Annotated in this window: 19 protein-coding genes and 2 tRNA genes; 14 read left to right on the forward strand and 7 right to left on the reverse strand. The window is 30.2% G+C overall.

What is annotated here, in order from left to right; genetic code table 11:
- Positions 1–153: 153 nt before the first annotated feature.
- Positions 154–1,863, reverse strand: coding sequence for a phosphoenolpyruvate--protein phosphotransferase (gene ptsP / locus OC535_RS13455; RefSeq protein ID WP_034595437.1), 1,710 nt, complete (start codon positions 1,861–1,863; stop codon positions 154–156).
- Positions 1,864–2,066: 203 nt separating this feature from the next.
- Here ptsP and nagB point away from each other — a divergent pair, with 203 nt between their 5' ends.
- From nagB to metA, 3 genes are all read left to right on the forward strand, one after another.
- The gene (gene nagB, locus OC535_RS13460; RefSeq protein WP_024721424.1) at positions 2,067–2,798 is read left to right on the forward strand and encodes a glucosamine-6-phosphate deaminase; all 732 of its coding nucleotides are present in this window, start codon (positions 2,067–2,069) and stop codon (positions 2,796–2,798) included.
- Positions 2,799–3,015: 217 nt separating this feature from the next.
- A complete protein-coding gene (locus OC535_RS13465; protein WP_498824052.1) occupies positions 3,016–4,260 on the forward strand; it encodes a deoxyguanosinetriphosphate triphosphohydrolase family protein in 1,245 nt (414 codons plus the stop codon).
- 60 nt (positions 4,261–4,320) lie between these two features.
- Positions 4,321–5,265 carry a homoserine O-acetyltransferase MetA gene (gene metA / locus OC535_RS13470; RefSeq protein ID WP_498824053.1) on the forward strand — a complete coding sequence of 315 codons (945 nt, stop codon included), beginning with the start codon at positions 4,321–4,323 and terminating at the stop codon, positions 5,263–5,265.
- A gap of 34 nt (positions 5,266–5,299) precedes the next feature.
- Here the strand turns inward: metA and OC535_RS13475 are convergent.
- From OC535_RS13475 to pepV, 3 genes are all read right to left on the reverse strand, one after another.
- Positions 5,300–5,373: transfer RNA gene (locus tag OC535_RS13475), tRNA-Thr, on the reverse strand.
- 13 nt (positions 5,374–5,386) lie between these two features.
- Positions 5,387–5,473, reverse strand: a tRNA-Leu gene (locus tag OC535_RS13480).
- A gap of 48 nt (positions 5,474–5,521) precedes the next feature.
- The gene (gene pepV, locus OC535_RS13485; protein ID WP_024721421.1) at positions 5,522–6,889 is read right to left on the reverse strand and encodes a dipeptidase PepV; all 1,368 of its coding nucleotides are present in this window, start codon (positions 6,887–6,889) and stop codon (positions 5,522–5,524) included.
- 101 nt (positions 6,890–6,990) lie between these two features.
- Here pepV and OC535_RS13490 point away from each other — a divergent pair, with 101 nt between their 5' ends.
- The 6 genes from OC535_RS13490 to cysK (OC535_RS13515) all read left to right on the forward strand — a co-directional run bounded on the left by OC535_RS13490 (position 6,991) and on the right by cysK (OC535_RS13515) (position 17,039).
- Entirely contained in the window at positions 6,991–7,425 is a 435-nt protein-coding gene (locus OC535_RS13490; protein WP_024721420.1) for an NUDIX hydrolase, read from the forward strand.
- A gap of 441 nt (positions 7,426–7,866) precedes the next feature.
- Positions 7,867–12,483 carry a discoidin domain-containing protein gene (locus OC535_RS13495; RefSeq protein WP_498824054.1) on the forward strand — a complete coding sequence of 1,539 codons (4,617 nt, stop codon included), beginning with the start codon at positions 7,867–7,869 and terminating at the stop codon, positions 12,481–12,483.
- A gap of 115 nt (positions 12,484–12,598) precedes the next feature.
- Positions 12,599–14,743: a Tex family protein gene (locus tag OC535_RS13500; RefSeq protein WP_227053512.1), complete on the forward strand. Its 2,145-nt coding sequence runs from the start codon at positions 12,599–12,601 to the stop codon at positions 14,741–14,743.
- Between the two features lie 11 nt (positions 14,744–14,754).
- Positions 14,755–15,492: a YiiX/YebB-like N1pC/P60 family cysteine hydrolase gene (locus tag OC535_RS13505; protein ID WP_024721417.1), complete on the forward strand. Its 738-nt coding sequence runs from the start codon at positions 14,755–14,757 to the stop codon at positions 15,490–15,492.
- Positions 15,493–15,546: 54 nt separating this feature from the next.
- Complete coding sequence (locus OC535_RS13510; protein ID WP_024721416.1) at positions 15,547–15,981, forward strand: RrF2 family transcriptional regulator; 435 nt, start codon at positions 15,547–15,549, stop codon at positions 15,979–15,981.
- 125 nt (positions 15,982–16,106) lie between these two features.
- Positions 16,107–17,039: a cysteine synthase A gene (cysK, locus tag OC535_RS13515; protein WP_227053511.1), complete on the forward strand. Its 933-nt coding sequence runs from the start codon at positions 16,107–16,109 to the stop codon at positions 17,037–17,039.
- Positions 17,040–17,076: 37 nt separating this feature from the next.
- On the opposite strand, the gene cysK (OC535_RS13520) is transcribed toward cysK (OC535_RS13515), so the two are convergent.
- On the reverse strand, positions 17,077–17,991 hold the full coding sequence (cysK, locus tag OC535_RS13520) for a cysteine synthase A (protein ID WP_227053727.1): 915 nt from the start codon (positions 17,989–17,991) through the stop codon (positions 17,077–17,079).
- Positions 17,992–18,111: 120 nt separating this feature from the next.
- Between cysK (OC535_RS13520) and pdxR the strand changes: the two genes are divergently transcribed.
- Positions 18,112–19,428, forward strand: a complete 1,317-nt coding sequence (gene pdxR, locus OC535_RS13525) for a MocR-like pyridoxine biosynthesis transcription factor PdxR (RefSeq protein WP_227053728.1) — start codon at positions 18,112–18,114, stop codon at positions 19,426–19,428.
- A 28-nt stretch (positions 19,429–19,456) separates the two neighbouring features.
- Here the strand turns inward: pdxR and OC535_RS13530 are convergent, their stop codons facing one another.
- Positions 19,457–20,695 (reverse strand): 6-phosphofructokinase, encoded by a 1,239-nt coding sequence (locus OC535_RS13530; protein WP_024722790.1) that lies wholly within the window; start codon positions 20,693–20,695, stop codon positions 19,457–19,459.
- A 56-nt stretch (positions 20,696–20,751) separates the two neighbouring features.
- Positions 20,752–21,417 carry a hypothetical protein gene (locus OC535_RS13535; RefSeq protein ID WP_498824055.1) on the reverse strand — a complete coding sequence of 222 codons (666 nt, stop codon included), beginning with the start codon at positions 21,415–21,417 and terminating at the stop codon, positions 20,752–20,754.
- Between the two features lie 117 nt (positions 21,418–21,534).
- Between OC535_RS13535 and OC535_RS13540 the strand changes: the two genes are divergently transcribed.
- The 4 genes from OC535_RS13540 to OC535_RS13555 all read left to right on the forward strand — a co-directional run bounded on the left by OC535_RS13540 (position 21,535) and on the right by OC535_RS13555 (position 26,750).
- Positions 21,535–21,957, forward strand: coding sequence for a hypothetical protein (locus tag OC535_RS13540; protein WP_024722792.1), 423 nt, complete (start codon positions 21,535–21,537; stop codon positions 21,955–21,957).
- A 183-nt stretch (positions 21,958–22,140) separates the two neighbouring features.
- Complete coding sequence (locus OC535_RS13545; protein ID WP_024722793.1) at positions 22,141–22,479, forward strand: P-II family nitrogen regulator; 339 nt, start codon at positions 22,141–22,143, stop codon at positions 22,477–22,479.
- Between the two features lie 18 nt (positions 22,480–22,497).
- Entirely contained in the window at positions 22,498–23,739 is a 1,242-nt protein-coding gene (locus tag OC535_RS13550) for an ammonium transporter (protein ID WP_227053730.1), read from the forward strand.
- A gap of 1,442 nt (positions 23,740–25,181) precedes the next feature.
- On the forward strand, positions 25,182–26,750 hold the full coding sequence (locus OC535_RS13555) for an AAA family ATPase (RefSeq protein WP_498824056.1): 1,569 nt from the start codon (positions 25,182–25,184) through the stop codon (positions 26,748–26,750).
- The last annotated feature ends 20 nt before the right edge of the window (positions 26,751–26,770 follow it).

Raw genomic sequence — 26,770 nt, forward strand, 5'->3', positions numbered from 1 at the left:
AGTTATAATTTGAAGTGTTAATATTAATATTTGACATGAAAATATTATACCAAAAAAACGCTCGCTTGAGCGCTTTTTTTGTTTTATGAAGCTGTAAAATAATTATTTACTCGTTACAGCCCCTTAAAAACGCAAGAACAATCTTTGTTTTAATTATAATTCTACGTATTCTTTAACTAGAGCAACTACTTCTTCCATAGTTGAGCAATTAATAGCTTTAGCAGCTAATTCATTCATTTCTGATTTTTTCATTGATCTAATTAATTTTCTTTGTGAAAGGATTGATGTAGCTGACATAGAGAATTCATCTAAACCTAAACCAATCAATAACGGTGCGGCAGTAGCTTCACCAGCCATTTCACCACACATACCAGCCCATTTACCTTCATTATGTGCAGATTCAATTACATGTTTAACTAAACGTAAGATTGATGGGTGGAAAGGTTGATATAAATAAGAAACACCTGAAGACATTCTATCAGCGGCAAATGTATATTGAACTAAGTCATTTGTACCGATTGAGAAGAAGTCAACTTCTTTAGCTAATTGATCAGCCAATACAGCTGCAGCTGGAATTTCAATCATGATACCAACTTGGAAATTATCAGATACTGAAATACCTTCATTAACTAATTTTTCTTTTTCTTCTAATAGGATTCCTTTAGCTTTTCTAAATTCATCTAATGTAGCGATCATAGGGAACATGATTCTTAAATCACCATAAACTGATGCTCTAAGTAATGCTCTTAATTGCACTCTAAAAATATCTTCTCTTTGGAAACATAAACGAACAGCTCTAACTCCTAAAAATGGATTCATTTCTTCAGGTAAAGGAAGGGCTTCGATTTTTTTGTCTCCACCAATATCTAATGTACGAACAACAACTGGTTTTCCATTCATACCTTCTAATACTTCTTTATAAACAGCAAATTGTTGTTCTTCAGTTGGTAATTCAGCAGATTCCATATATAAGAATTCAGTTCTAAATAAACCAACACCTTCACCACCGTTGTCTAAAACAGCTTGAATATCTTTTGGAGATCCGATATTTGCAACTAATTCAACATGATGATCATCTAAAGTTACAGATTTTTCATTCTTTAATTTTTTCAATTCTTCTTTATAAGCAATGAATGCTTCACGTTTAACTTGATATTCTTTGATTTCTTCTTCGCTAGGATTTAAAATAACAATTCCCGCTTCACCATCTAAAACGATCATATCATTTTCATTAACTTCTTCTGTAATTGTTTTACAAGAAACAACAGCAGGAATTTCTAATGAACGAGCCATAATAGCTGAGTGAGAAGTTCTACCACCAATATTAGTTGCAAATCCTTTAACTAAGTTTTTATTTAATTGAGCAGTATCAGAAGGAGTTAAATCATCAGCAATAATAACAACTTCTTCATCGATTAAAGCAGGATTTGGCAATGATTTTCCAAGTAAATTTGCTAAAAGACGACGAGATACATCTTTAATATCAGCAGCTCTTTCTTTAAAATAGTTATCGTCCATACTTTCGAACATTGCAATAAACATATTAGCAACTTCATCTAATGCAGCATCAGCATTAACTTTTTCATTTTTAATTTTGTCTTCAACTTGAGTTTTTAATTCAGGGTCTTGTAAAACTAATGCATGTGCATCAAAGACAGCTGCTTCTTCTGCTGATAAATTTTTAGCAGCAGCTTCTTTAATTGCTTCTAATTCTTTTGCAGTTTGAACCATAGCTTCATCAAATTTTTTGATTTCAGCCTCTACATCCTCTACTGTAACTTTAGTTACAGTTAAATCGGGCATAACTAATTTGTAGGCTTTAGCAATTGCGATACCATTAGATGCCCCAATACCTTTTATCATTATAAAAACACCTCCATACATTCTTATTTTACCTTATTTTATATGAAAAATAAAGAAATATCGTCGCTAGGTTAATCTTTTTTCTTAACGTTGTAAATACTTATTTATATAGTATTGTGCTATTTGAAAAGATTTAGTAAATTTAAGCTTTAACTTGAAGTTTAAGGGTAAAAATAGTATCATAATGGTGGAGGGACAGAAAGATGAAACTAATTATTTGTGAAAATTATGAAGAAGCAAGCGCTGAAGCTGCAAAAGTAATGTTAGGAATTATTAAAAATAAGCCAACTGCTAATTTAGGATTGGCTACGGGATCTACGCCAGTCAAAATGTACGAATTAATGGTTGAAGATCATGAGAAGAACGGGACTTCTTATAAAGACATTAAATCGTATAATTTGGATGAATATTATGGTTTAGAACATACTCATCCTCAAAGTTATTATTATTTTATGCAAAAACATTTATTTTCAAAAGTGGACATTAAACCTGAAAATGTGCATGTACCAAAAGGGTCAGGTGATATTCAAGCAAGTTGTGATGAATATAATAAACTTTTGGCAGAAAATGTAATTGATATTCAATTATTAGGAATTGGATCAAACGGTCATATTGGTTTTAATGAGCCAGGAACGTCTTTTGATGCAGTTACTCATGTTGTTGATTTAAAACAAAGTACGATTGAAGATAACGCTCGATTATTCTTTGATGGTAAGATTGAAGATGTGCCAAAGCAGGCGGTAAGTATGGGTATTAGTAATATCATGAATGCAAAAAGTGTTTTACTACTAGCTTTTGGTAAGGGAAAAGCTGAGGCAGTTAAAGGGATGATCGAAGGTCCTGTTACAGAAGAACTACCTGCAAGTATTTTACAAAAACATCAAGATGTTACAGTTATTTTGGATAAGGATGCTGCATCACTTTTAACGAAATAATTTGATTTTAGGGAAAGATGTCTAATCTTTCCTTTTTTATTGGATTTAACATGATATTTTATGGTATATAATTTTTAATAGTTATTTTAAATTCAAAAAATAATTTAAATAATATTGAAGTAATTGAAGACTATAGATAAAAACATTGAAGTTCAAATGTTTAAAATTTGTTAAAATATTAAATCTGTCATATAATATGCTGTATAGGGGGATTGAAATGACAAAAAATTTATTTAAAGACTATGCTTTGAATGAAAAACATCCAGATTTTCAAAAAGCAACAGCAAGGATAGAACCGTTATATCAAAGAAAAAATGATCTAAGAAGTGAATTTGGGCGTGATTATACCAGAATTATTTTTAGTCAGGCTTATCGACGGTTAAAACATAAAACACAAGTTTTTTTTGCAGTAAAAGACGATCATGTATGTACACGAAGTGAACATGTTAATTTAGTTGAATCAATTAGTTATACAATTGCAAATTATTTAGGCTTAAATACGGAACTTACTAAAGCAATTTCTGTTGGTCATGATTTAGGCCATGCCCCATTTGGTCATGGTGGCGAGCAGATAATTAATGAACTTGCTAAAAATAATGGTTTAGAAACTTTTTGGCATGAACGTAATAGTTTACATTTTATTGATGATATTGAAACATTAGAAGATAATTTGCATCATCGCCATAATCTTAATTTAACTTATGCAGTACGTGATGGAATAATTGCTCATTGTGGAGAAATGAATCAAAAAAATATTGTTAAACGAAATGACTATATTGATTTAAATGAGTTTACTAGTGCTGGATTATATAATCCTTATACATGGGAAGGCTGTGTTGTTAAAATGTCTGATAAAATTGCATATTTGGCACGAGATATCGAAGATGCTTTAAGATTAAAAGTTTTAAAAGAAAATAAAGTTGAGGTTTTAAGAGCATCGTTAAATAATATTAGTGGTAGTTATGAGTTTAGTGCTATTAATAATGGAACAGTAGTAAATTATTTTATTCAGGATGTTTGTAAAAACAGTAGTCCAGAAAAGGGAATTTCTTTATCAGATGAAGCATTTGAAATTATGAAAACGATTATGAAATTTAATTATCAGAATATTTATTTAATTGATCGAGTACAGATTCATGCTAATTATGTAAAATTGATTTTGAATTCTATTTTTGATTTCTTTATGAAATATGAATTATTGAATAGAGACAGTGACACTAATATAATTGGCAAATTAATCAAAGATAAAAATGATTTTCCACATACAATTAATGGTTATGTTCATTGGTTAGAAAAATATAGCTGTATGAAGGGAATGAAACGTTTAGATATATATGAAAATAAGATCGTATATAATTTTTTAGAAGATGATAAGGCTTTTGTTAAAAGTATAATTGATTATTTATCTGGAATGTCTGATGAATATATTATTCAGATTTTCAATGAATTGATTTCATTTTAATATTTACTTAAAATCTTAGTTTAAATGTGATAAACTAATCAGTATTAGGAGGTGCATATTATGCCTATTAAAATACCAAATGATTTACCAGCAAGTAAGATCTTAAGAGAAGAAAATATTTTTGTTATGGATGAAAATAGAGCATTAGCACAGCAGATAAGACCATTACAGCTTTTAATTTTAAATATTATGCCAACTAAGATCGTTACAGAAACACAGTTATTAAGAATGTTGTCAAATACACCTTTGCAAATAGAAGTTGATTGGATACATATGGCCAGTCATGATTCTAAAAATACTTCTCAAGAACATCTTTTAGCTTTTTATAAAACTTTTGATGATATTAAAGAAAATAAATATGATGGTTTGATCATAACTGGAGCTCCAGTTGAACGATTAAGATTTGAAGATGTTGATTATTGGCCAGAGATGGAAAAAATCTTAGAATGGTCAAAAACGCATGTGTTTAGCTCATTTTTTATTTGTTGGGCTTCCCAAGCGGCACTTCATTATTTTTATGGTATTGAAAAATATGAATTGAAAGAAAAATTGACAGGTGTGTATTTTCATCATACTAATGTAGACAAGATGAAAAGAAAAATTTTACGAGGTTTTGATTATCAGTTTTATGCGCCACATTCGCGTTATACGACAGTTGCAGCAAAAGATATTGCGAAAATTGATGATCTTGATATTCTTGCTAGTAGTGATGAAGCAGGAGTATATTTAATAGCTGAAAAAGATGGATCGCGTTTTTTTGTAACGGGACATCCTGAGTATGATCCAGATACTTTAGATAAAGAATACAAGCGCGATCTTGCGATATCTAATCAGGCAACCATGCCTAAAAATTATTATAAAGATGATAATATGCATAATGGGATTTTAGTGAAGTGGCGTTCGCATGCATATTTACTTTTTAGTAACTGGTTAAACTATTATGTATATCAGTTGACACCTTATGATTTAAATGAATTGGAAGAAATTAAGAAAAAACAAAAATAAAAAAACGGCATTGCCGTTTTTTTATTATCTTTACTGGTGCCGGAGCCAAGAATCGAACTTGAATTTCATGATTACCATTCATGCGTTCTGCCATTGAACTACACCGGCAAATTAAAAAAATTGGTGCAGACAGCGAGATTTGAACTCGCACGAGCAATTGCCCACTACCCCCTCAAGATAGCGCGTATACCAATTTCGCCATGTCTGCAAGTATAATTAGTTTATCAGATTATTAATAAAAAGTCTAGAGTATACCCTAGACTTTAATTGAATTATATAAAGCATAACAATAAATTTCTGTAGCTTTTAATAAAGACTCAATTTTAATATTTTCATTATTACCATGAATCAAATTATCTTCATTAGGGAATTCGGCACCAAAGGCAACACAATTAGGCATTGATTTAGCATAAGTTCCACCACCAATAGCTTGTGGTTTATTAACATTATCACCAGTAACATTTACATAGGCACTATGCAAATTAGTGATTAGATCAGAATCTGGATCAATGTATAATGCTTTACCTAAATCATGTGTTTCTTTAAATCCATAATTTGTGCATGCTGTTTGAAATTTATTAACCATTCCTTCAAAATCCATATCATGAGGACAACGTAAATCAAGTGTGATTTTAAACTCTTCTTTACAATAAGATATGACACCAAGATTTAAAGTTAAAGGTCCCATAAGACCAACATGATCAATTCCTAGTTTTTTACCATTACAATCATCAAGATATTCTAAAATAAAATCAACTAGTTTATTATCAACTACAGTCGCTAGAAACTTACAAAGTAAAACAACCGCATTTATTCCTTCGTCAGGAGTACTAGCATGAGCAGATTTACCTTTTAAAACAAGTTTTGTATGATTTCCTTCTTCTTCAATTTCACCAGTTAAGTTATTAGCACTTAAAAATTTACGATATGAATCAACATATTGTTTATAGTTACCAGTAATTACAGCTTCACATGTTTCAGGAACAATATTAGGCCTGCTACCAGCACATAAATAAATTAGACCACCCTTTTCTACATGACCCTCGATCTTAAATCCACATCCAGCTTTTTCCCCATAAACTACAGGAAAAGCAGCATCAGGAGTGAATCCCATTTTAGGATAAGGTTTTTTTGTGAAATAATGTTTGACACAGCTGCTGCCTAGTTCTTCATTGCATCCAAAAATGACCCTGATTTTCATCTTTGTAGGAATGTTTAATGAATTAATGATTTTAGCAGCATAATATCCAGCTAATAAAGGACCTTTGTCATCAGCAACACCGCGTCCATATAATTTATCATCTTTAATAATAACATTAAATGGATCACTGTTCCAACCTGCTTCATTTACAGGAACGACATCTAAATGTCCAAGTATTCCAAATGTTTCATCACCTTCACCGATATCGATATGACCAGCATAACCGTCAACGTCTTCAACTTCAAAACCATCACGTTTCCCAATTTCTAACATCGCATCTAAGGCTTCACGATTAGCTTTCCCAAAAGGTGCAAATTCACTAACAGTACTATCATCTTGCATCGAAGGAATTGCACATAACTTTTTTATATCTTCAATCATTTGGTCTTTTATTTTTAAAACTTCTGATTTAAAATCTATCATAAAAATATCACCTCGTGATAATTATAACACTAATGATGATAAAAATTAAACAATTTTATTAATAATAATGTTATGATATAGTTGATTAACGGAGGTAGAAGATGAAAAATGTAAGATTTCATATAACTGTAAAAGGTATTGTCGTATTAAATAATCAAATTTTATTATTAAAACGGGTTCAACCCTCAAGTGATGGGTTGGGTTATTGGGAACTACCAGGGGGTGGTTTAGAATATGGTGAGACACCTAATCAAGCTTTGGTTCGTGAATTGAAGGAAGAAACAGGATTAGATATTATTATTTTAAAACCCGCGTATACATTTACTAAGATAAGAGAGGATTATCAAACAGTAGGAATTGGTTATTTATGCATTCCTAAAAATGATCATGTTCATCTTTCTGATGAACATACTGATTATTTGTTTGCTTCAATAGAAGAGGCTAAAGAATTATTAGATAGTGAAATTTTTAATGATATTATCTATACAATTGAAGAGTATTATAATGCACTTTCTCATAATAAAAATTATAAATAAAATAGTAAAAACTATAAAAGTATTATTTTTAATATCTATAAAAAGAAAGAATATATTGCTCTTTGTTTGAAATGAGTTAATAACGATAAGGGCGTTTAAAGATTACTGATTTATCAATGCAATAAATTTTTTCTTTTTTTAAGTAAAAATTGATAAATATTAGTTTTTTTTACTAATAATGTTGTTATTTTTATTAAGTGATAAATATTTTTGTAATAATTATATAGATGATTTTAATTTGTTGAATAAAAAAATATCGATAATATCAATATAATTGCAGATATGTAATGAATAATAAAATAGTAAAAAATTTACAAAAAAATCATTAAATATTATAAATATTTTACTAAATTATAATGATAACATATTTTTATAGATGCCTATACATAATTACTTAATATAAGTAAAATTTAAAAATAGGCCAAAGGAGGAGATAAAGATATGAAAAAAGGGATTGTCTGTTCGGTCTTGATGGCTTTATTATTAGGAACGACATCTGTAATGACACCATTGATGACAGTACCAATTTATGCAGAAAGTATAGTTGCCCCAACTAATCAGTATTCTACAGATACGATTACTACTGTAAATAATGGTACAGGTGCTATTGATGCTAGCGGAGATGTCAGTAATTATGCAAATCTAAATGATTTTACTATTAATGGAACATTTAGTTTTGCGAGCAATAGTAATAGTGGAGTTAACTCTATTTTCTTTATTGGTGATAATACCACTGCTAATAATTACTTTTCATTATATGCTATTCCAAGCAGTAAAACGTTAGGGATAGAATTAAGAAATGCCTCAGGTGGACAAATGCTTAGCAATTCTAAAGTTACGCTTAGTGATGTGGATTTTACAGCTGAACATAAAGTAACATTTACTATGACTGCTAATGGTTATTATCGCGTTTATTTAGATGGTAAAAAGGTGTTAGAGGGAACAACATCATCTGGATTTACTCAAGGAGTTATCAATAATCCTAATTATATGGGATTTGGAATTGGAAGTAGAGCAGGTGGAGCTAATAATTATCCAATGACAGGAAATTTAAAGAATTTAGAACTGTATACTAGTGCATTGGATGAAAGTGATATAATGTCTTATCATTTAGGAGCTCTTGAAAATGTTGCTTATGAGCATGGAAATGTTTATTACAAAGATACTGATGTGCAAAGAGTGCAGGATAATGATAAATTATCACAAATAGTATCAATGGCAACAGGAAGTATTTCAATCAGATATCGCGTAAATGATGCTAGTGCTGAAAGAATGTCATTGTTCTCTATTTCAAATAATGAAGCAGCGAATGAATACATTGATGTTTATGTAAACCCTAGTAATAATACATTTGGAATTAACGTTGAAGGAACTAAAGATTTTGTTATGCCATCATCTTCAATTACAAGAGCGAATAGAACCGTAAGTGATACAGCATGGCATACTATTACTATTACTAAAGAAAATGGTAGTGGTAAAGGTTTTAAGTGTTATTTAGATGGTGTATTTGTTGATCAATATACTAGCGCTGTAGCTGAAGGATTCTTTAGTTTATTAAGTAATGCTAATACTGTTAACTTAGGTTTTGTTGATACTGCAAATGATGATTTAGAAGCTTTCGCTGGTGCGATTGATTATGTTAAAACATATAATGAAGTATTAGATACTAGTGCAATCAGTCAAGAACATAGTCTAACAAACTGGCAGCCAGGCCAAGAAGTTGATATGACTAATGCAATAAAAACAGATACAGAAGATTTATTCTATACTGGATATGATGGATCTAGTTCATATCGTATTCCTTCATTGTTGAAGACTTCTAAAGGAACAGTTTTAGCTGCTATTGATAAACGTAATTCTGGATCTCAGGACTGTGGAAATATTGATATTTCTGTTAGAAGAAGGGAAGCAGGACAAGATGATTTTGGTGATCCAATCATTATTGCAGATTTGATCTCAAATCAAAATAGTCCTTCATCTTCATCTTTCTTGATTGATAGTAGTATGTTTGAAGATAAAGAAACAGGACGTATTTTCTTGATGGTTGATATGTTCCCAGAGACATCTGGTTTAATGGATACTAGTCAATTAACAACAGGTAGTGGATATAGAGAAATAGATGGTGTTAATTATCAACAATTATTCGATAGTGAAGGAAACGAGTATACGATTCGTCCTGATGGTGATATGGGTTATGTATATGATGACCAAAATAATAAGACAGGATATACGGTTGTTTTAAAAGGTAATGCACCATATCATGAACGTGGAAGCCTTTATTTAAATGGAGAATATAAAGGTAATATTTATATGTTGAAAGATGGACCTGATAAAGGTGAATTACATATTTTAAATACTCAATATCTATGGTTGACTTATTCTGATGATGATGGTAAAACTTGGGCAAATCCAGTTGATATAACACCACAAGTTAAAGAAGATTGGATGATGTTTATTGGAACAGGTCCTGGAAATGGAATTCAATTACAAGATGGAAGTTTAGCAGTACCAGTTTATACTGCTAGTGCTAATGTTAGTGGAAGCCAATCTTCAGCAATGATCATTAGTAAAGATGGTGGTGAAACGTGGACTTTAGGTGAATCACCACAAGTACTACAAGGTAATGACCGTGAAACAATGAATAATGGTAGTCAGATGTTTACCGAATCTCAAGCTATTCAATTAAATAACGGACAAGTTAAATTATTCATGCGAAATACTTATGATAGTGTTTACTATGGTAAGGTTTATGTTGCAACAAGCAGTGATGGTGGAATGACTTGGGATAAAGTTGAAAAGACCGAAATCAATGATACTTATTGCCAGCTTTCAGTAGTAAATTATACTCGAGATGGTAAAGAATATGTTGTAATGACAAATCCAGATCATTATCCAAGAACACAAGGTATGGTTCATATTGGAGAAGTTGATCAAGAAACCGGAGATATTACATGGACTAATAGCCAAATTTTAAATACTGGTAAATTCCAATATTCTTGTTTAAGTATATTACAAAATGATGAAAATGATGTTTTATTTGGATTACTTTACGAAGATGATAGTGATGGAACATTTGATATTAAATATACAGAATTCAATGATGATTTCATTACAGCAGGGACTGTTGCTGAACAGATGAAAGATCCAAAACTTATTAGTTATTCTACAAATGTTGAAAATGGAAAAATTAATGTTACATTGACATTTGATCAAGAATTGATTGCAATAAATAATCCACAATTAAAATTAAGTATCAATGATAAAATTATTTTGGCTGATTATCAAACTGGTTCAGGAAGTGATACGATTACATTTGAAGCTGTATTATCTGAACAAGTTAATGGTGTAATGAAAGCTGTTGAAATCGTTGAAAATGATGGTATTATTGAAAACATTAGAAATGGAAAAGTTGGTACATTAAATACTAATATTCATGATTTTACACAAATCAATAGTGGCATAACTTTAGATAGTTATACTTCGCAGCATTCTTCTAGCACAGCTGAAAATGCTGATGGTGCAGCAAGCAATGTTATCGATAATAATCCAAATACTTATTGGCATTCAACTTGGGGAAATGCAAATATTAATTTACCTCAATCAGTAACACTAAAATTAGAGGAAACAAAGAAATTATATAAATTAGCTTATACTCCTCGTCAAAATAGTAGTAATGGTAGAGTTAAACAATATGAAATTTCTGTAAGTAACGATGGTGAAGAATTCAACGTAGTGGCTACAGGTACTTGGCAAGATAGTAAAAATGTTCAATATGCAGAATTTGTTCCTACAGATGCCCTATATGTTAAATTAACAGTACTTGAAGCATATGGTACAGGAGCTAAACAAAGTTGTGCTGTTGCTGAAATAAACTTATTTGAATATAGTGATGGTGTCATCGAACCTGGTGATAAAACAGCATTAACAAATTTAATAAATGAAGTTAGTGGATTAGATACAGATAGATATTCTAAAACGACAGTTGATGAACTTTTAGCTAGTGTAAATGAAGCTCAGGCTTTATTAGATGCTGAATTAGTTTCTCAAACGATGTTAAATAATGTTTATACAAAAATACTAAATGCTAAAAACGCTTTGATTGATATAAGTGATGCAAAAAATACAATTGCAAGATTAGATGCATTGAAAGAAGAAGATTATACTGCAGATTCATGGGAAACTTTTGCTTCTGAATTAGCTGTTTTAAAAACACAAATAGACAATGTAACATCAAATAGAGAAGTATTAGATATAGTTGTTAAAGCTAATTATCTTGAAGCTCAATTAATTAAAGTTGAAGTTAAAGATGCTGACAAATCATTATTAGCTATTGCTATTGAAATGGCTGAAAAAGCCGACTTAGAAAATGTTGTACCAGCAGTAGTAACTGAATTTAACGAAGCTTTAACAAATGCAAAAGAAGTATATGCAAAAACTAATGCAACGCAAAGTGAAGTAAATAGTGCCTTTGATCGACTAGCAAATGTAATGCATATGTTAGAATTCTACAAAGGTGACAAAACAGCATTACAAAAACAAGTAGATCAAATCAATGGATTAGATGAAAGTAAATACATTGAATCATCATGGTCTAATATGTTACCAGCATTAGATAAAGCAAATGTTGTATTGGATGATGTTAATGCAATGCAAGGTGAAGTAGATGAAGCCTTTACAGAATTAGTAAAAGCTTTCTTGAACTTAAGATTAAAACCAAATAAAGACTTATTACAAGAATTGATCAATAAGGCAAATAGCTTAAACGCTGCAAACTACAGTGCTAAAACATGGGCAGCAGTTGCAGAGGCTTTAAATGAAGCTAAGGTAGTATTAGAAGATCCAGAAGCAACACAGGATCAAGTGGATAATGTAAAAGATGTTTTAACAAAAGCAATTGCGGGATTACAAGTAGAAATAAAAGAAACTAGCAATCCGGTAAAAGCAGGCGATACAACAGCAAGTGTCGCTACTGGTGATACTACTAATTTAAATGCTGCATTAGGAGTTGCTGCTTCATTAAGTATGCTTGCATATTTATCTAAAAAGAAAAAGAAATAACGATATTTTGAAGGAAGCTTGATAATGATAGCTTCCTTTTTTTAAATAAGAGTTGATATTTTATTAATTTTGGATAAAATAATATAGTTAAAGTTTAATTATAAGAGGAGTTATTATGAACGAGGAAATTATTAAAATAGCAGCAAAAGAATTGGAAATAACTGAAAAACAAGTAGTTGCAGTTTTATCATTATTAGAGCAGGGAAATACAGTTCCCTTTATTGCGCGTTATCGTAAAGAAGCAACAGGTGGCTTAGATGAAGACCAAATTAGAAATATTGATAAGTATTATCAATATCAAGTTGGTTTGTTAAAGCGTAAAGAAGATGTTATTAGATTAATAGATGAAAAAGGAATGTTAACAGAGCAGTTAAAAGCAGATATTTTAAAAGCTACTAAATTAAATGAAGTAGAAGATTTATATCGACCTTATAAGGAAAAAAGAAAAACTAAAGCAACTGAAGCAAAAGCTAAAGGTTTAGAGCCATTAAGTAAATGGATATTGTCTTTACCTAAAGGAGATATTAATGAGGAAGCCAAAAAATATTTAAATGATAAAGTGACGACTATTGAAGATGCGATTCAAGGTGCTTTAGATATTATTGCTGAAGTTATTAGTGATGATATCAAATACCGTAAATTTGTTAAAGATATCATGTATAAATCAGGTACGATTGAAACAAAAGTTAAAAAGAAAAATCCCGATGAAACAAAAGTATATGAAATGTATTACGATTATCATGAACGTGTTAATCGAATCGTTTCACACCGTATTTTAGCTGTTAATCGTGCTGAAAATGAAAAAGTAATTACAGTTAATATTGTTATGGATAAGGATTTTTTGATTCAATATATATATCGCGGTGTAACTAAAAAGAGAAACAGTAGTGTTAACGATTATTTATTAAAAGCTGTTGAAGATAGCTTAAATCGTTTGTTATTACCTTCAATTGAACGTGAGGTACGTAATGAATTAACAGAAAAAGCTAGTGAACAAGCATTAAAAGTATTTTCAATCAATTTAGAAAAGTTACTTATGCAAGCGCCATTAAAAGATAAAATGGTATTAGGTGTTGATCCTGCTTATCGTACTGGTTGTAAATTAGCAGTTGTTGATCAAACAGGAAAAGTATTAAAGATCGATAAAGTATTCATTACGATACCTAAAAATAATTATGACAAAGAGAAAAAAACGTTATTAGATATCATTAAGAAATATAAAATTGAAATCATCGCAATTGGTAACGGAACTGCCAGTAGAGAGAGTGAAGCTTTTATTTCACGATTAATCAAGGAAAATAATCTTGATGTCGATTATGCGATTATTTCTGAAGCTGGTGCTTCGGTTTATTCAGCTAGTAAACTTGCTAAAGAAGAATTTCCAGATTATCAAGTAGAAGAGCGTTCTGCGGTATCAATAGCTCGAAGATTACAAGATCCTTTAGCTGAATTGGTAAAAATTGAACCTAAAGCAATCAGTGTTGGTCAATATCAGCATGATATAGCTCAAAAACAACTTGAAGAACAGTTAGATTTTGTTGTTGAAAAAGCTGTTAATAGTGTTGGTGTTGATATTAATACAGCGTCTGCTTCTTTACTGCAATATGTTTCTGGATTGAACAGTGGCGTAGCTAAAAATATTATTAAATATCGTGATGAACATGGTAAATTTACTAACCGTGAAGAGATAAAAAATGTTAATAAATTAGGAGCTAAAACTTATCAACAATCAATTGGATTTTTACGAATTCCTGGTGCTAATGATCCATTCGATGCAACTGCGATTCATCCTGAAAATTATACTCAAGCTAAAGAATTATTAAAATTAATAGGTGCAGATGAAAAAGAACTAGGAACAAAAGAGATTGCTGATAAACTTACAAATCTTAATAAAGAAGAGGCGATAAAGGAATTACAAATCGATAATTATACATTGGATGATATAATTGATAGTTTTATTAAACCGAATCGTTCACCAAGAGATAATTATGCAACCCCACTTTTAAAGAAAGATATTTTAAAAATTGAGGATTTAAAACCAGGAATGGCTTTAGAAGGTACAGTTAGAAATGTCGTGGATTTTGGAGCTTTTATTGATATTGGTTTAAAAAATGATGGTTTAGTACACATTTCTAAAATTTCACATGAAAGAATTAAGCATCCTTTGGATAAACTAAGTATAGGAGACATTGTTGAAGTATATGTTATTGATGTTGATGTTAATAAACATCGTGTTGGTTTAAGTATGATTAAAGATTAAAGGATGAGTTGATGAAAAAATTTCTTTTGGTAATAGTATTAATATTAATGATAAGCGGCTGCTCTTTTAAAAATGAAACAGCCGATCATATTGAAGTTGTCGAAAGTACATCTATAGCAAAAGATGAAGTTATTGAATATGAAGAGCTGTTAAATTATACAAATATTTTTAAAGTTGGCGATATCATAAATATTGAAAATACAAATTATTTAAGTTCATATGCTATTCCTGGAAGATGGAAACATACAGTTTTTTATCTTGGTACATATCAGCAGTTTACAGAGTTTTACCAACCAGATGATAAATATTATCAAGATATAATCAAACATTATCAAAATCAAAATGAAGTTTTAGTTTTAGATAGTAATTCATCAGGAGTTAAAATCAGAACTTTTGATCAGATGGCAAATTTAAAAGAAGAGTCTTATCTCAAGGCTCTTTCAGGCTATCGATTTAACGAAGACAATGAGTTTATCAAATGTTATATTGATCGTGCTCTAGATTATTTAGGAACTCCTTATGACTACAGCATGATTACTTATGATGATACGACTCTATATTGTAGTGAACTTGTATATTATGCTTTGCAGGCAGTTGGCATCGAGGTAACTAAGACGAGTAATATTTTAGATCATGTAGTTATTACACCTACTGATTTAGGGGATTTTCTAGAAACATTAGGTAATGCTGAACATTGTTTCTTGTTGGAAAAGCATGATAATTGCATAATTGATAAGATAAATGATTAATTTTGCTTGTATTTATCGAATAATATCAGTATTATTATATCGAGGTGAACATAAATGAAAATTTCAACCAAAGGACGTTATGCTTTGAGGGTTATGTTGGATATTGCTATGCATGATGATGGTAAATTTATACCGCTGAAAGATATCGCCATGAGGCAGGAATTAACAGTCAAGTATCTTGAACAAATTATATCATTATTAAATAAGGCGGGATATTTACAGAGTTTAAGAGGTAATAGTGGAGGTTATCGCTTAACAAAACGCCCTGATGAGTATATTATCGGAGATATTTTAAGAATTACAGAAGGTGATCTTGCACCTATAGCTTGTTTAAAAGATCATATTAATCATTGTTCACGAAGTAATGAATGTATTACGTTACCTTTTTGGCAGGGATTGGATAAGGTGATAAAAGAATATGTTGATAGTGTTACACTACAAGATCTAATTGACCAAGCTAACAATCAAGTCAATAATTATTCTATATAAAGCCCTCGGGCTTTTTTTGTTGACAAAAAATAAATAAATGATATAATCATATTAAACAAGTAGGAAATATAGGAATTATAAACATATTATTAATTGTTAATAATATAATATAACGGAGGTAAAAAATGACTTACAATAATCATATTAGTGAATTAATCGGAAATACACCAATTTTAAAATTAAATAATTATTTATCTAAACACAGCTTAAATGCTAATATTTTTGCAAAATTAGAATATTTTAATCCCGCAGGCAGTGTCAAAGATAGAATTGCTAATGCAATGTTGAGTAAAGCTATTGAAGATGGAATCTTGAAACCGGATTCTGTTATCATCGAACCAACTAGTGGTAATACAGGAATTGGTTTGGCCGCTATTGGAGCTTCTTTAGGATATCAGGTTATTCTTACAATGCCAGAAACAATGTCGATTGAACGTCGGAATCTGTTGAAAGCATATGGTGCTAAGGTAGTGCTTACACCGGGAAGTTTAGGAATGAAAGGGGCTATTAATAAGGCTAATGAATTAGCAAAAGAAATACCAAATGCTTTTATTCCAAGTCAATTTGATAATCCCGCAAACCCAAATATTCATTATTTAACAACTGGACCAGAAATATATCAACAGTTAGAAGGAAATATTGATATTTTTGTAGCTGGCGTAGGTACTGGCGGAACAATTAGTGGAGTTGGAAAATATTTAAAAGAAAAAAATCCGGATATTAAAGTTGTTGCAATTGAACCAGCAGCCTCACCTGTTCTTTCAAAAGGTGTAGCGGGGCCACACACAATCCAAGGAATAGGTGCCGGTTTTGTACCTAATACATTAGATACAAGTATTTATGATGAAGTTATTGCAGTATCTAATGAAGATGCTTTTGCAACAAGTCGAGAAATTGCTAAAACTGAAGGAGCGTTAGTAGGAATTTCATCTGGAGCAGCAATGTATGGCGCAACTGTTTTAGCAAAACGTGAAGAAAATAAGGGGAAAAACATTGTTGTTCTTTTACCGGATACAGGTGAAAGATATCTTTCAACAGCATTAGTATCATCAGATTAAATATATTAAAAAGCTATCATTAACGATAGCTTTTAAATTATTCAAATAAAGCTGTTGATAAATAACGTTCCCCAGTATCGGGAAGCAAAACGACAACATTTTTATTTTCACCTGATAATGTAGAGGCACCATGTAAGGCAGCTCCAGCAGAGATACCAACTAATAGACCTTCTTTTTTTGCTAATAATCTAGCTGCACTATAAGCTTCATCAGTTGAAACAGTTATTACTTCGTCGATAAGATCTAAATCAAGAATTTCAGGAATAAAATTTGCTCCGATACCCTGAATACCATGACTGCCCGCTTTTCCTTTTGTAATTAAAGGAGAGTCGCTAGGTTCAACACCAATTATTTTTATTTCAGGATATTTCTTTTTTAGCTCTCTAGCGATGCCGGTTATAGTACCACCTGTACCAATTCCAGCGACAAAATAATCGATCGTATCATCAAAATCATCAATTATTTCAAGAGCAGTAGTTTCTTCATGAGCTAATGGATTATTAGGATTGGTAAATTGTCCTGGAATAAAGCTGTTTTCAATTTTACGTGCTAATTCATTTGCTTTATCAACTGCACCCTGCATACCTTTTTCACCAGCTGTTAAAACAATTTTAGCACCATAGGCTTTTAATAACTTTTGTCTTTCTATGGACATTGTTTCTGGCATGGTCAAGATCAATTCATTTTTATAGATGGCACAGGCAATAGCTAATCCGATTCCTGTGTTACCGCTAGTTGGTTCAATAATAGTAGTTTTTTCATTGATTAGTTTTTCCTGATAGGCCTGTTTGATTAATTTTAATCCAACTCGATCTTTAACACTTCCCCCAGGATTAAAAAATTCTACTTTTGCATATAATTTATTAGTTATGTTTTTTGCTTCTTTGAAACGATTGATTTGAATAAGAGGTGTTCTACCGATTACCTCTAAAACACTTTTTTTTACGCTCATATCTTCACTCCCTTTTTTTTGTTATATCATAAAATTGATGATTATGGTATAAAAAAATTAAATATATTTAATTGTCATTATTAAAATAATAATTTATAATGATTTTAAAGGGGACTGTTTATGAAAGAATATAAGTATTTAGAAGTATATGAAACAATTGTTGATGATATTGAAAAAGGGTATTTAAAGTATAACGACAAAATACCATCAATTAGAAAAATGGCTAAACAATTAGATGTTAGTAAGACTACTGTTGAAAGTGCATATTTGCAGTTATTAGTAGAGGGATATGTTTATACAAAAGAGAAAGTAGGCTATTTTGTAGATGTACAATACAATAAGCATGCAATAAATGAAAATCTCGATCAAATTAATGAACAATTTGATAATCATAAATATCGTTATGATTTTAGTGGAAGATTAGTTGATAGTGAGAGTTTTAATTTAGATATTTGGAAAAAATATATTAAGAAAGCTCTCAATCAAAGTGATGACCTGATGAGTTATGGGGAACCACAAGGAGAATTGGTCTTAAAAAAAGCATTACAAAAATATAGTCATGAATACCGAGGGGTAAGAAGACCTGTCAATAATTATGTAGTTGGGGCCGGATTTCAAATCTTACTTTATTATGTCTGTAGTTTGTTTGAAAGGGATAATATTGTTGGAATTGAAGAAGGCGGCTTCAAGCAGGCTGAAGCAGTGTTTCATGATTGTCATATGCAGGTTGTAAAATTACCAGTTGATGATAAGGGAATTACAATTGAAGGATTAAAAAAAGCAAATTTAAAATTACTTTATTTAAATAGTTCATCTGGGGGTTATCATGGACATCCAATCAAACAGCAGCGGCGTTTGGAAATAATCGAATATGCTCAAGAAAATGATGTTTATATAATTGAAGATGATCATAATGGTGAACTAAAATTCAATACTAAACCAATTGATGCGATGGCAAAATTAGATAATGATCATATTATTTATATCGGTTCTTTTTCTAAATTATTATTACCATCAATTAGAATTAGTTATATGGCTTTACCTGATCAATTATTGTCATTATTCAAACAAAAATCAGATGGATATCATCAGACTGCCTCAAAATTAGAACAATTAGCTTTAGCGATGTATATTGAAGACGGACAGTTATCTAGACATTTAAGAAGGTTAAGAAAACATTATCGTGATAAAAGTGAGCATCTTTTAAAAAATTTACAACAAGCTTTTCCTAATTATACTTTTGATTTATATGAAACAGCATTAAAAATCACGATGTCTGTTGAAATCGATTTAATTGATAAGTTTATTGAGATAGCTAAAAAACATGATATTCTAGTATATAAAAATAGAAATAATCAAATAACTTTATCATTTTCAGGAATTCTTGATCAAGATATTGATCAAGCCACAAATATTCTAAAAGATATATGGCAATAATAAAAGGATTAGACAAATCATCTAATCCTTATTTATTAAGATGTTTACAACTATAATAAGCAGGGATACCATTTTGATAGTTGATATGTACTTCTCCTTGAATTAATGGGAACAAATAGTCATATAATTTTTGAGAAATATCATTACCAGCTTCATTGATCCATTCTGTAGGTATTTTTTGTTCTAAATTTGCAACTTCGCGCACATCAGTAGAAATATATTCAATTGTATAAGGATTATTAGAAACGCGCTTAAATCCCATTACTTGACCAGATTTACCAGCAATAGCTGTTTCAACGGCTTTTTGACCAATTACAAAAGATTCATTTAAATCAGTTTTACTACCAATATGCATTGCACAACGTTGTAAAACATTCAATTCGATACTTCTAACTTTACATTGAAATTCCTTAAATACTAATGATTCCAGCATTTTTCCAGTACCAGAATGTAAAACATGACCAAAAGCATCTCTTTGAACATATTTGGAATTATCATCTAAGAAATTACCATTTTTATCCTTGATTCCTTCACTGACAGCAATAACGACACAGCGTTTTCTCTTGAATATCTCACGAATATCATTTAAAAAACGTTCTGTATCAAAAACAACCTCAGGTAAATAGATTAAATCAGGGGCTTCGTTGTATTCATTGCGAGCTAGAGCAGCTGCAGCAGTTAACCAGCCGGCATTTCTACCCATAATTTCAATAATTGTTACTGATTGCAATTGATAAATTAAACTATCATGTACTACTTCTAAAATCGATGAAGCTACATATTTTGCAGCTGAGCCAAATCCTGGCGTATGATCAGTCCCCATTAAATCATTATCAATGGTTTTAGGAATACCAATGAATTTAATCGGGCTATTAATGCTTTTAGCATAATCGTCTAATTTCATTACCGTATCCATTGAATCATTACCACCGATATAATAAAAATCAGTGATTTCTAATTTAGTTAAGATTTCAAATAATTTAACATAGGTATCAACATTTTCTATATGAGTTGGTAATTTAAAACGACAAGAGCCTAAATACATAGCTGGTGTTTGTTTTAGCGCATTAATTTTTTCACCAGTATCAAATTCTTTCAGAAGATCCATATAGCGACCTTCCAACAGACCCTTTATACCATTGATCATGCCATAAACGTTTTGATATTCATTACTATATTTAGCTTTATGAATGATTCCTGCAAGACTTGCATTGATGGCGATTGTGGGTCCTCCAGATTGTCCAATAATACAATTTCTTTTTTTCATCTTATTCTCCTTTTTACTGCCTAATTCTAACATTTTTAGATAGTAAAAAAAAGTAGTTATTTACTTTTTCTTATGATCAAATAGAGAATGATCGATAAACCAGCAATAATTAAAAGATTAATAGGGAAACTGTTTTTATGGGTACTTATGGAATTAATAGAAATCGTAGTTATTTTATCTTGAGTCAATAAATCAATAAGATCTATTTGCACTTGATCATTGACGATCTTACCAACATTAGTTTCTTTGATTGTACCAGGCATTTCAATATTTAAATTAAATTCTAGACCCATCGTTTTTAAATTAGATAGAGAATAATTATTTATATCTTTTAATTCACTAGTATTATAAATATCATTAATTAAATTTAAATCCATCTTAACTTGATAACTTTTTTCTTTTTCATGATATTCAAGAAAAGAGATTAAACCTTTATTAATACTTTCAGGAGCCTTTAAATCTAAAACTAAATACGTTACACCATTGATTGATTCCTTAGATTTTTCACTAGTCCAGTCTTGTAAACCATTTTCTTTCAATTTATCCGTTAACTCATCAATTGATGTATTATACTCATTTAAAAGACTTTCGGGAAAAAACAGTTTAATTTCAATATTAGCATTAGTGCTGTCTTTAAAAGCGATATTTACATCACCTTTAACGCAGCCAGTTAGTAAAATAAGTAAACATGTAATTAAACTAATAGATTTTATAAATTTCATCAATTCACCTCCGTATTTAGTGTGCCACAATCTTAAATTTCTAATATTAAAAAATATATTTTATCCAGTTTATATACAGTTCACAAAAACGATTTAGAATTATAATAGGTGATACTAATGAGAATAGAAGTTTTGTACACAAATAAGTCAAGACATATTAAGCCTGTAGCTGAAGCAATGGCAAGATGGGTCAAGACATACGCTAAAACAATAGATGATTTTGATTATTGTGGTTGTGTTGATTTAATGATAATTGGCTTTGATGATTCATCCTGGAAAGATTGTCAGCTTGAATCTTTTATAAAAAATTTAAATCGCCAAAAAGTTCGTAATGTCGCTTTGTTCAATGCTTTTTATATAAATGATCATAAAATGAAAAATATGATTAAATTATGTCAAGAAACCGATTTACCATTAATGAGAGAGCAATATTCATTTAAATTAACTTTTAAACAACTAAAAGAAATTGACCAAAATGTAATTGATGGAGCTCGCTTATATATTGAAGATATGGTAAATTTGGTAAGGGATTATTATTAGTAGTTTATCTTAGTAATGAATTTTATTAGATATTTTTAAAGTGGTTAGTAAGCCACTTTTTTTAATGTATAAATAAAAAATAAAATTTATTATTGACAATAAATTATTATCTTGATATTATTTTATCAAGATTTAAAGCGCCGAAGCTTAAAATCTAAAAAAATAAAGGGGGATAATAAAAAGATGAAAAAATTAGAAATCATTATTAGACCAGAAAAATTAGAAGATTTAAAAGATATTTTAACTGAATGTAGTATCACTGGTATGATGGTTTCCAATATTATGGGGTTTGGTAACCAGATGGGTTATACTCAGCAATATCGGGGAACCAAATATGCTGTAAACTTAGTTTCCAAATTAAGAGTAGAAACAGTAGTAAAAGATGATGTTGTAAAAAAGGTAATCGATAAGGTTACTGAAAAACTTTCTTCAGGTAATGTTGGGGATGGTAAAGTGTTTGTATATCCTGTAGAAGAGGCGGTTAGAATTCGTACTGGTGAAACTGGTGAAAAAGCATTATAAAATTTAGGGGGTAGTTTTATGGAACAATTAATTAATATCGTTTGGGTATTTTTGGCTGCTGTAATGGTCATGCTGATGCAGGCTGGATTTGCAATTTTAGAGGCAGGTCTTACTAGACAAAAGAATTGTAATAATGTATTGATGAAAAATATTATGGATTTTGCAATTGGTTCAATTATCTTTTTTATAATTGGATTTGGATTAATGTTTGGTGATTCAATTGGGGGATTTATTGGAAGCAGTGGATTTTTTGATCCGACTAAACTTAATTTGCCACAATTTGAAGCTTTATCACCATCAGTATTTATTTTCTTTCAAACGGTTTTCTGTGCAACTGCAGCAACGATCGTTTCGGGAGCTATGGCAGAAAGAACAAAATTTGTATCTTATCTAGTTTATACATTCGTAATTAGTTTAGTCATTTATCCAATTTCTGGTCATTGGATCTGGGGTGGTGGATTTTTATCTAAATTAGGATTTATTGATTATGCAGGATCTACCGCAGTTCATTCAGTAGGTGGCTGGGCTGCTTTGATGGGAGCAATTGCTCTTGGACCAAGAATTGGTAAATATAGTAAAGATGGTAAAGCAAAAGCTATTCCTGGTCATAGTATCATGATGGCTACTTTAGGGGTATTTATTTTGTGGTTCTGCTGGTTTGGATTTAATCCAGGATCATCATTGGAAGCAGCAGGATATGTAGGACATATTGCTTTAACTACTAATTTATCAGCTTGTGCAGGCGCATTGGTAGCAATGTTTTTAACTTGGAAAAAATATGGTAAACCTGATATTTCAATGACTTTAAATGGTATTTTAGCTGGATTAGTAGGAATTACAGCTGGTTGTCATATCGTTTCTGCATATGGTGCACTTATAATTGGAGCAATAGGTGGTGTGTTAGTTGTATATGGATGTGAGATCTTAGATCAAAAATTCCATATTGATGATCCGGTTGGTGCAGTAGGTGTACACTGCTTAAATGGTGTTTGGGGTACTATTGCTGTTGGTTTATTTGCCTGCAATACACCTGCAAGTGAAGGCATTTTAGGATTATTCTATGGTGGTGGTTTCGATTTATTGATTACACAGTTAACTGGAGTTGTAGTAGTTGCTCTTTGGGTTTGTATTACTTCTTTCTTGATGTTTACAATTATTAAAAAGACAATTGGATTACGGGTTACTCCAAAAGAAGAACTAGAAGGACTTGATATCGGAGAACATGGTTCAGAAGCATATCCAGATTTCTTAAAAAAATAATAATTAAAAGACTGGGATACCAGTCTTTTATTATGGAAAGAATATTAGCACTGATGAGTAAAAATTATAAGTGTGAAAACAAAACTATTGTAGGTATTACTTATGATAATATTAAATTTCAATTTTAATCAAATTAATAAAGATAGACGAAAATAGAGGGATATATGAAGTGAAATATGATAATTTTTAAAAAGATTTTTAGTAAATCAAATTTATTGTCGAAATGAGTGACATCAAGAAAACAACCAATAAAATCTATATAATTGGTAACAGTAATATTAGAAAAAGTTTTTCAAGATACTATCATTTTCATTTCACAAGTATGGGATATTGAATGATTTTATCATTTATAGATTTTATATCCATATTTGATCAATTCTTGAAAAAACCATTATTTTGAAGATGACGAGTAAAAATATAGTTAGAAATAGACTAACATGCAGTATTTTAGTACAATTATAATATAAAGATAAGAGGTAAAAATGTTCTTAAATTTATTAAGTCAGCTAAAAGAAAAGCATGTGATGAAGATGAGACAGATATTTTAACAGGATATGTATCAGGCTGGCTAGGATTTTATTTGTATCACGAACTTGCATATCATGATATTTTATGTGTCATACTGGCAACACTGGCATTATCAACACATGGTTCATATAAAGCAATTCATGTGCCAACGGACATGACAATGAAATTAAGGAATATATAGGCTTAAGAGAAGATGTCATTTAGTCAAAAAAGAGAATCAAACAACCAATCAGTACACTTGTATTAAGAAGAGGATTAAGACATCAGGGGAAAAGCAGTAGAATAGTTGCCCATATCAAATAGCTTGAAACGATAGAACTGCCTGAAATCGTAAGAGAAACATTGAATAAATTTCTAAAAGTGGATGATTATTTAAATTTAAATGAACGAATTGAAAGATTCGATGAAAGAATAGAAGAATTTTCATAGGAGGAAGAATACAGGAATTCTGTATCTAAAACTTCATGTTTCAAAGGAATAGATACATTATTAGCAATGAAAATACATGTATTAGTGAGTGATTTTCAGCGTCTTTCAAAGTTATGATAAAAACATATATGTAAGATAGAGGAAATAAATTAGAGTTATAACACTTAAACTATTATATGTTAATAAAGGAGAATGTTTAAAATATATTTAATAAAAAAAGGATTAGAAGTGATATGGTTTTAAATCAAGAGTTGAGAAATATTAGGCATAGAGTTCAAAGTATAGACATAAGCTTGTAAATATTGCTTTGAAACTTAGGGTCTAGAGTTAACATATTTTTTATTTAGAATACATGGAAATCATAGATTAAAACTAATATTTATGTAATTTGTTTAAGTAATGAAGTCGAGCTATGATTAGTATCAAAATGTGATGAATAATCAACAAAAAAATGTTACAATAATGCTACGAAAGGAATGATAAGTATGGGCATTTATTTAAATCCAACAAATCAGAATTTTTATGAAGCGGTTAATAAAGAAATATATGTTGACAAATCTTTATTGATTGAAAGAATTGAGCATTTGAAAGAAAAAGTGAATAAATATCTTTGTATATCACGACCAAGACGTTTTGGAAAGAGTACCGATGCCAATATGTTAGTAGCTTATTATTCCAAAGGCTGTGATTCATCACAAATATTCAATCGTTTAAAAATCAGTCAAACAGAGTTATATCAAAAGCATTTAAATCAGCATAATGTGATTCATATTAATATGCAGGATTTTTTAAGTAAAACACATGATATTGATAAAATGCTTATTCTTCTAACGAAATTAATTTTTAGAGATATAAAAAAAGTCTATCAAGATATAGAATATTTTGATATTAATGATCTTATACAAGTTTTAGAAGATGTTTATGCTGAGGTAAATGAACGATTTATATTTGTTATCGATGAATGGGACTGCATCTTTAGAGAATACAAAAATAATAAAGAAGCCCAGGAAAAATATCTGGATTTTTTAAGGAATCTGTTGAAAGATAAACCTTATGTATCATTATGTTATATGACGGGGATTCTGCCAATCAAGAAATATGGAACCCATAGTGCCTTGAATATGTTTAAAGAAATATCAATACTCAATCCCACACCACTGGAAGAGTTTATGGGCTTTACAGAAAAAGAAGTACAAGATTTATGTTTAAAATATGATATGGACTATGAAAAAATGAAAGAATGGTATGATGGATATAAAATGACAGATGATTTATCAGTTTATAACCACCGTTCTGTTGTTTATGCTTTAATGGACAGAAAATACGAAAACTACTGGAGTGCAACCGAGACGTATGAAGCCTTAAGAGTGTATATCGATATGAATTATGACGGCTTGAAAGATGATGTTGTCAAATTATTGGCTGGAGAAGAAGTATATTTGAATACAGACAAGTTTCAAAATGATATGACGACGTTCAAATCAAAAGATGATGTTTTAACACTGCTGATACATCTAGGTTATCTAGGATATAACAGTTCCAATCAGACATGTTATATACCAAATAAGGAAGTAACCAGTTCATTTATAGCATCGATTGAAGATTCATCATGGAATGAAACAACGAAAGCGTTATTAAACAGTCGCGCCTTATTAGAAGCAACATGGAATAGAGATGAGGAATTAGTAGCTAAGTATATCGAAGAAGCACATCTGGATACAGCGATACTAACATATAATAATGAAAATGCGTTATCCTATACAATTTCGATCGCGTATATGTATGCAAGAAATCATTATACGATAATAAGAGAGATGCCAAGTGGCAAAGGATATGCGGATATGGTATTTATTCCTAAAGATGATAAACCAGCAATGATAGTAGAGTTAAAATGGAATCAGGAAGTAGAAACAGCGATCAGTCAGATCAAAGCGAAGAAATATTATTTTGGATTAGAAAAGTATTTGGATAATTTACTGATAGTAGGAATCAGTTATGATAAAAAGACTAAGAAACATAGTTGTAAGATAGAAAAGGCAATTCATGATAATTAAATAAGATAGTAATAAAATAG

It is taken from the genome of Clostridium sp. Marseille-Q5894 (genome assembly GCF_946902305.1).
GTDB lineage: Bacteria > Bacillota_I > Bacilli_A > Erysipelotrichales > Coprobacillaceae > Thomasclavelia.

Bases quoted from the DNA above. Each gene is read 5' to 3' on its own strand.
- metA (WP_498824053.1), top strand. From the start codon at position 4,321: ATGCCTATTAAAATACCAAATGATTTACCAGCAAGTAAGATCTTAAGA.
- OC535_RS13510 (WP_024721416.1), top strand. From the start codon at position 15,547: ATGAAAATTTCAACCAAAGGACGTTATGCTTTGAGGGTTATGTTGGAT.
- OC535_RS13490 (WP_024721420.1), top strand. From the start codon at position 6,991: ATGAAAAATGTAAGATTTCATATAACTGTAAAAGGTATTGTCGTATTA.
- ptsP (WP_034595437.1), bottom strand. From the start codon at position 1,863: ATGATAAAAGGTATTGGGGCATCTAATGGTATCGCAATTGCTAAAGCC.
- pdxR (WP_227053728.1), top strand. From the start codon at position 18,112: ATGAAAGAATATAAGTATTTAGAAGTATATGAAACAATTGTTGATGAT.
- nagB (WP_024721424.1), top strand. From the start codon at position 2,067: ATGAAACTAATTATTTGTGAAAATTATGAAGAAGCAAGCGCTGAAGCT.
- OC535_RS13465 (WP_498824052.1), top strand. From the start codon at position 3,016: ATGACAAAAAATTTATTTAAAGACTATGCTTTGAATGAAAAACATCCA.
- pepV (WP_024721421.1), bottom strand. From the start codon at position 6,889: ATGATAGATTTTAAATCAGAAGTTTTAAAAATAAAAGACCAAATGATT.
- OC535_RS13555 (WP_498824056.1), top strand. From the start codon at position 25,182: ATGGGCATTTATTTAAATCCAACAAATCAGAATTTTTATGAAGCGGTT.
- OC535_RS13540 (WP_024722792.1), top strand. From the start codon at position 21,535: ATGAGAATAGAAGTTTTGTACACAAATAAGTCAAGACATATTAAGCCT.
- OC535_RS13545 (WP_024722793.1), top strand. From the start codon at position 22,141: ATGAAAAAATTAGAAATCATTATTAGACCAGAAAAATTAGAAGATTTA.
- OC535_RS13505 (WP_024721417.1), top strand. From the start codon at position 14,755: ATGAAAAAATTTCTTTTGGTAATAGTATTAATATTAATGATAAGCGGC.
- OC535_RS13530 (WP_024722790.1), bottom strand. From the start codon at position 20,695: ATGAAAAAAAGAAATTGTATTATTGGACAATCTGGAGGACCCACAATC.
- OC535_RS13535 (WP_498824055.1), bottom strand. From the start codon at position 21,417: ATGAAATTTATAAAATCTATTAGTTTAATTACATGTTTACTTATTTTA.
- OC535_RS13495 (WP_498824054.1), top strand. From the start codon at position 7,867: ATGAAAAAAGGGATTGTCTGTTCGGTCTTGATGGCTTTATTATTAGGA.
- cysK (WP_227053727.1), bottom strand. From the start codon at position 17,991: ATGAGCGTAAAAAAAAGTGTTTTAGAGGTAATCGGTAGAACACCTCTT.
- cysK (WP_227053511.1), top strand. From the start codon at position 16,107: ATGACTTACAATAATCATATTAGTGAATTAATCGGAAATACACCAATT.
- OC535_RS13550 (WP_227053730.1), top strand. From the start codon at position 22,498: ATGGAACAATTAATTAATATCGTTTGGGTATTTTTGGCTGCTGTAATG.
- OC535_RS13500 (WP_227053512.1), top strand. From the start codon at position 12,599: ATGAACGAGGAAATTATTAAAATAGCAGCAAAAGAATTGGAAATAACT.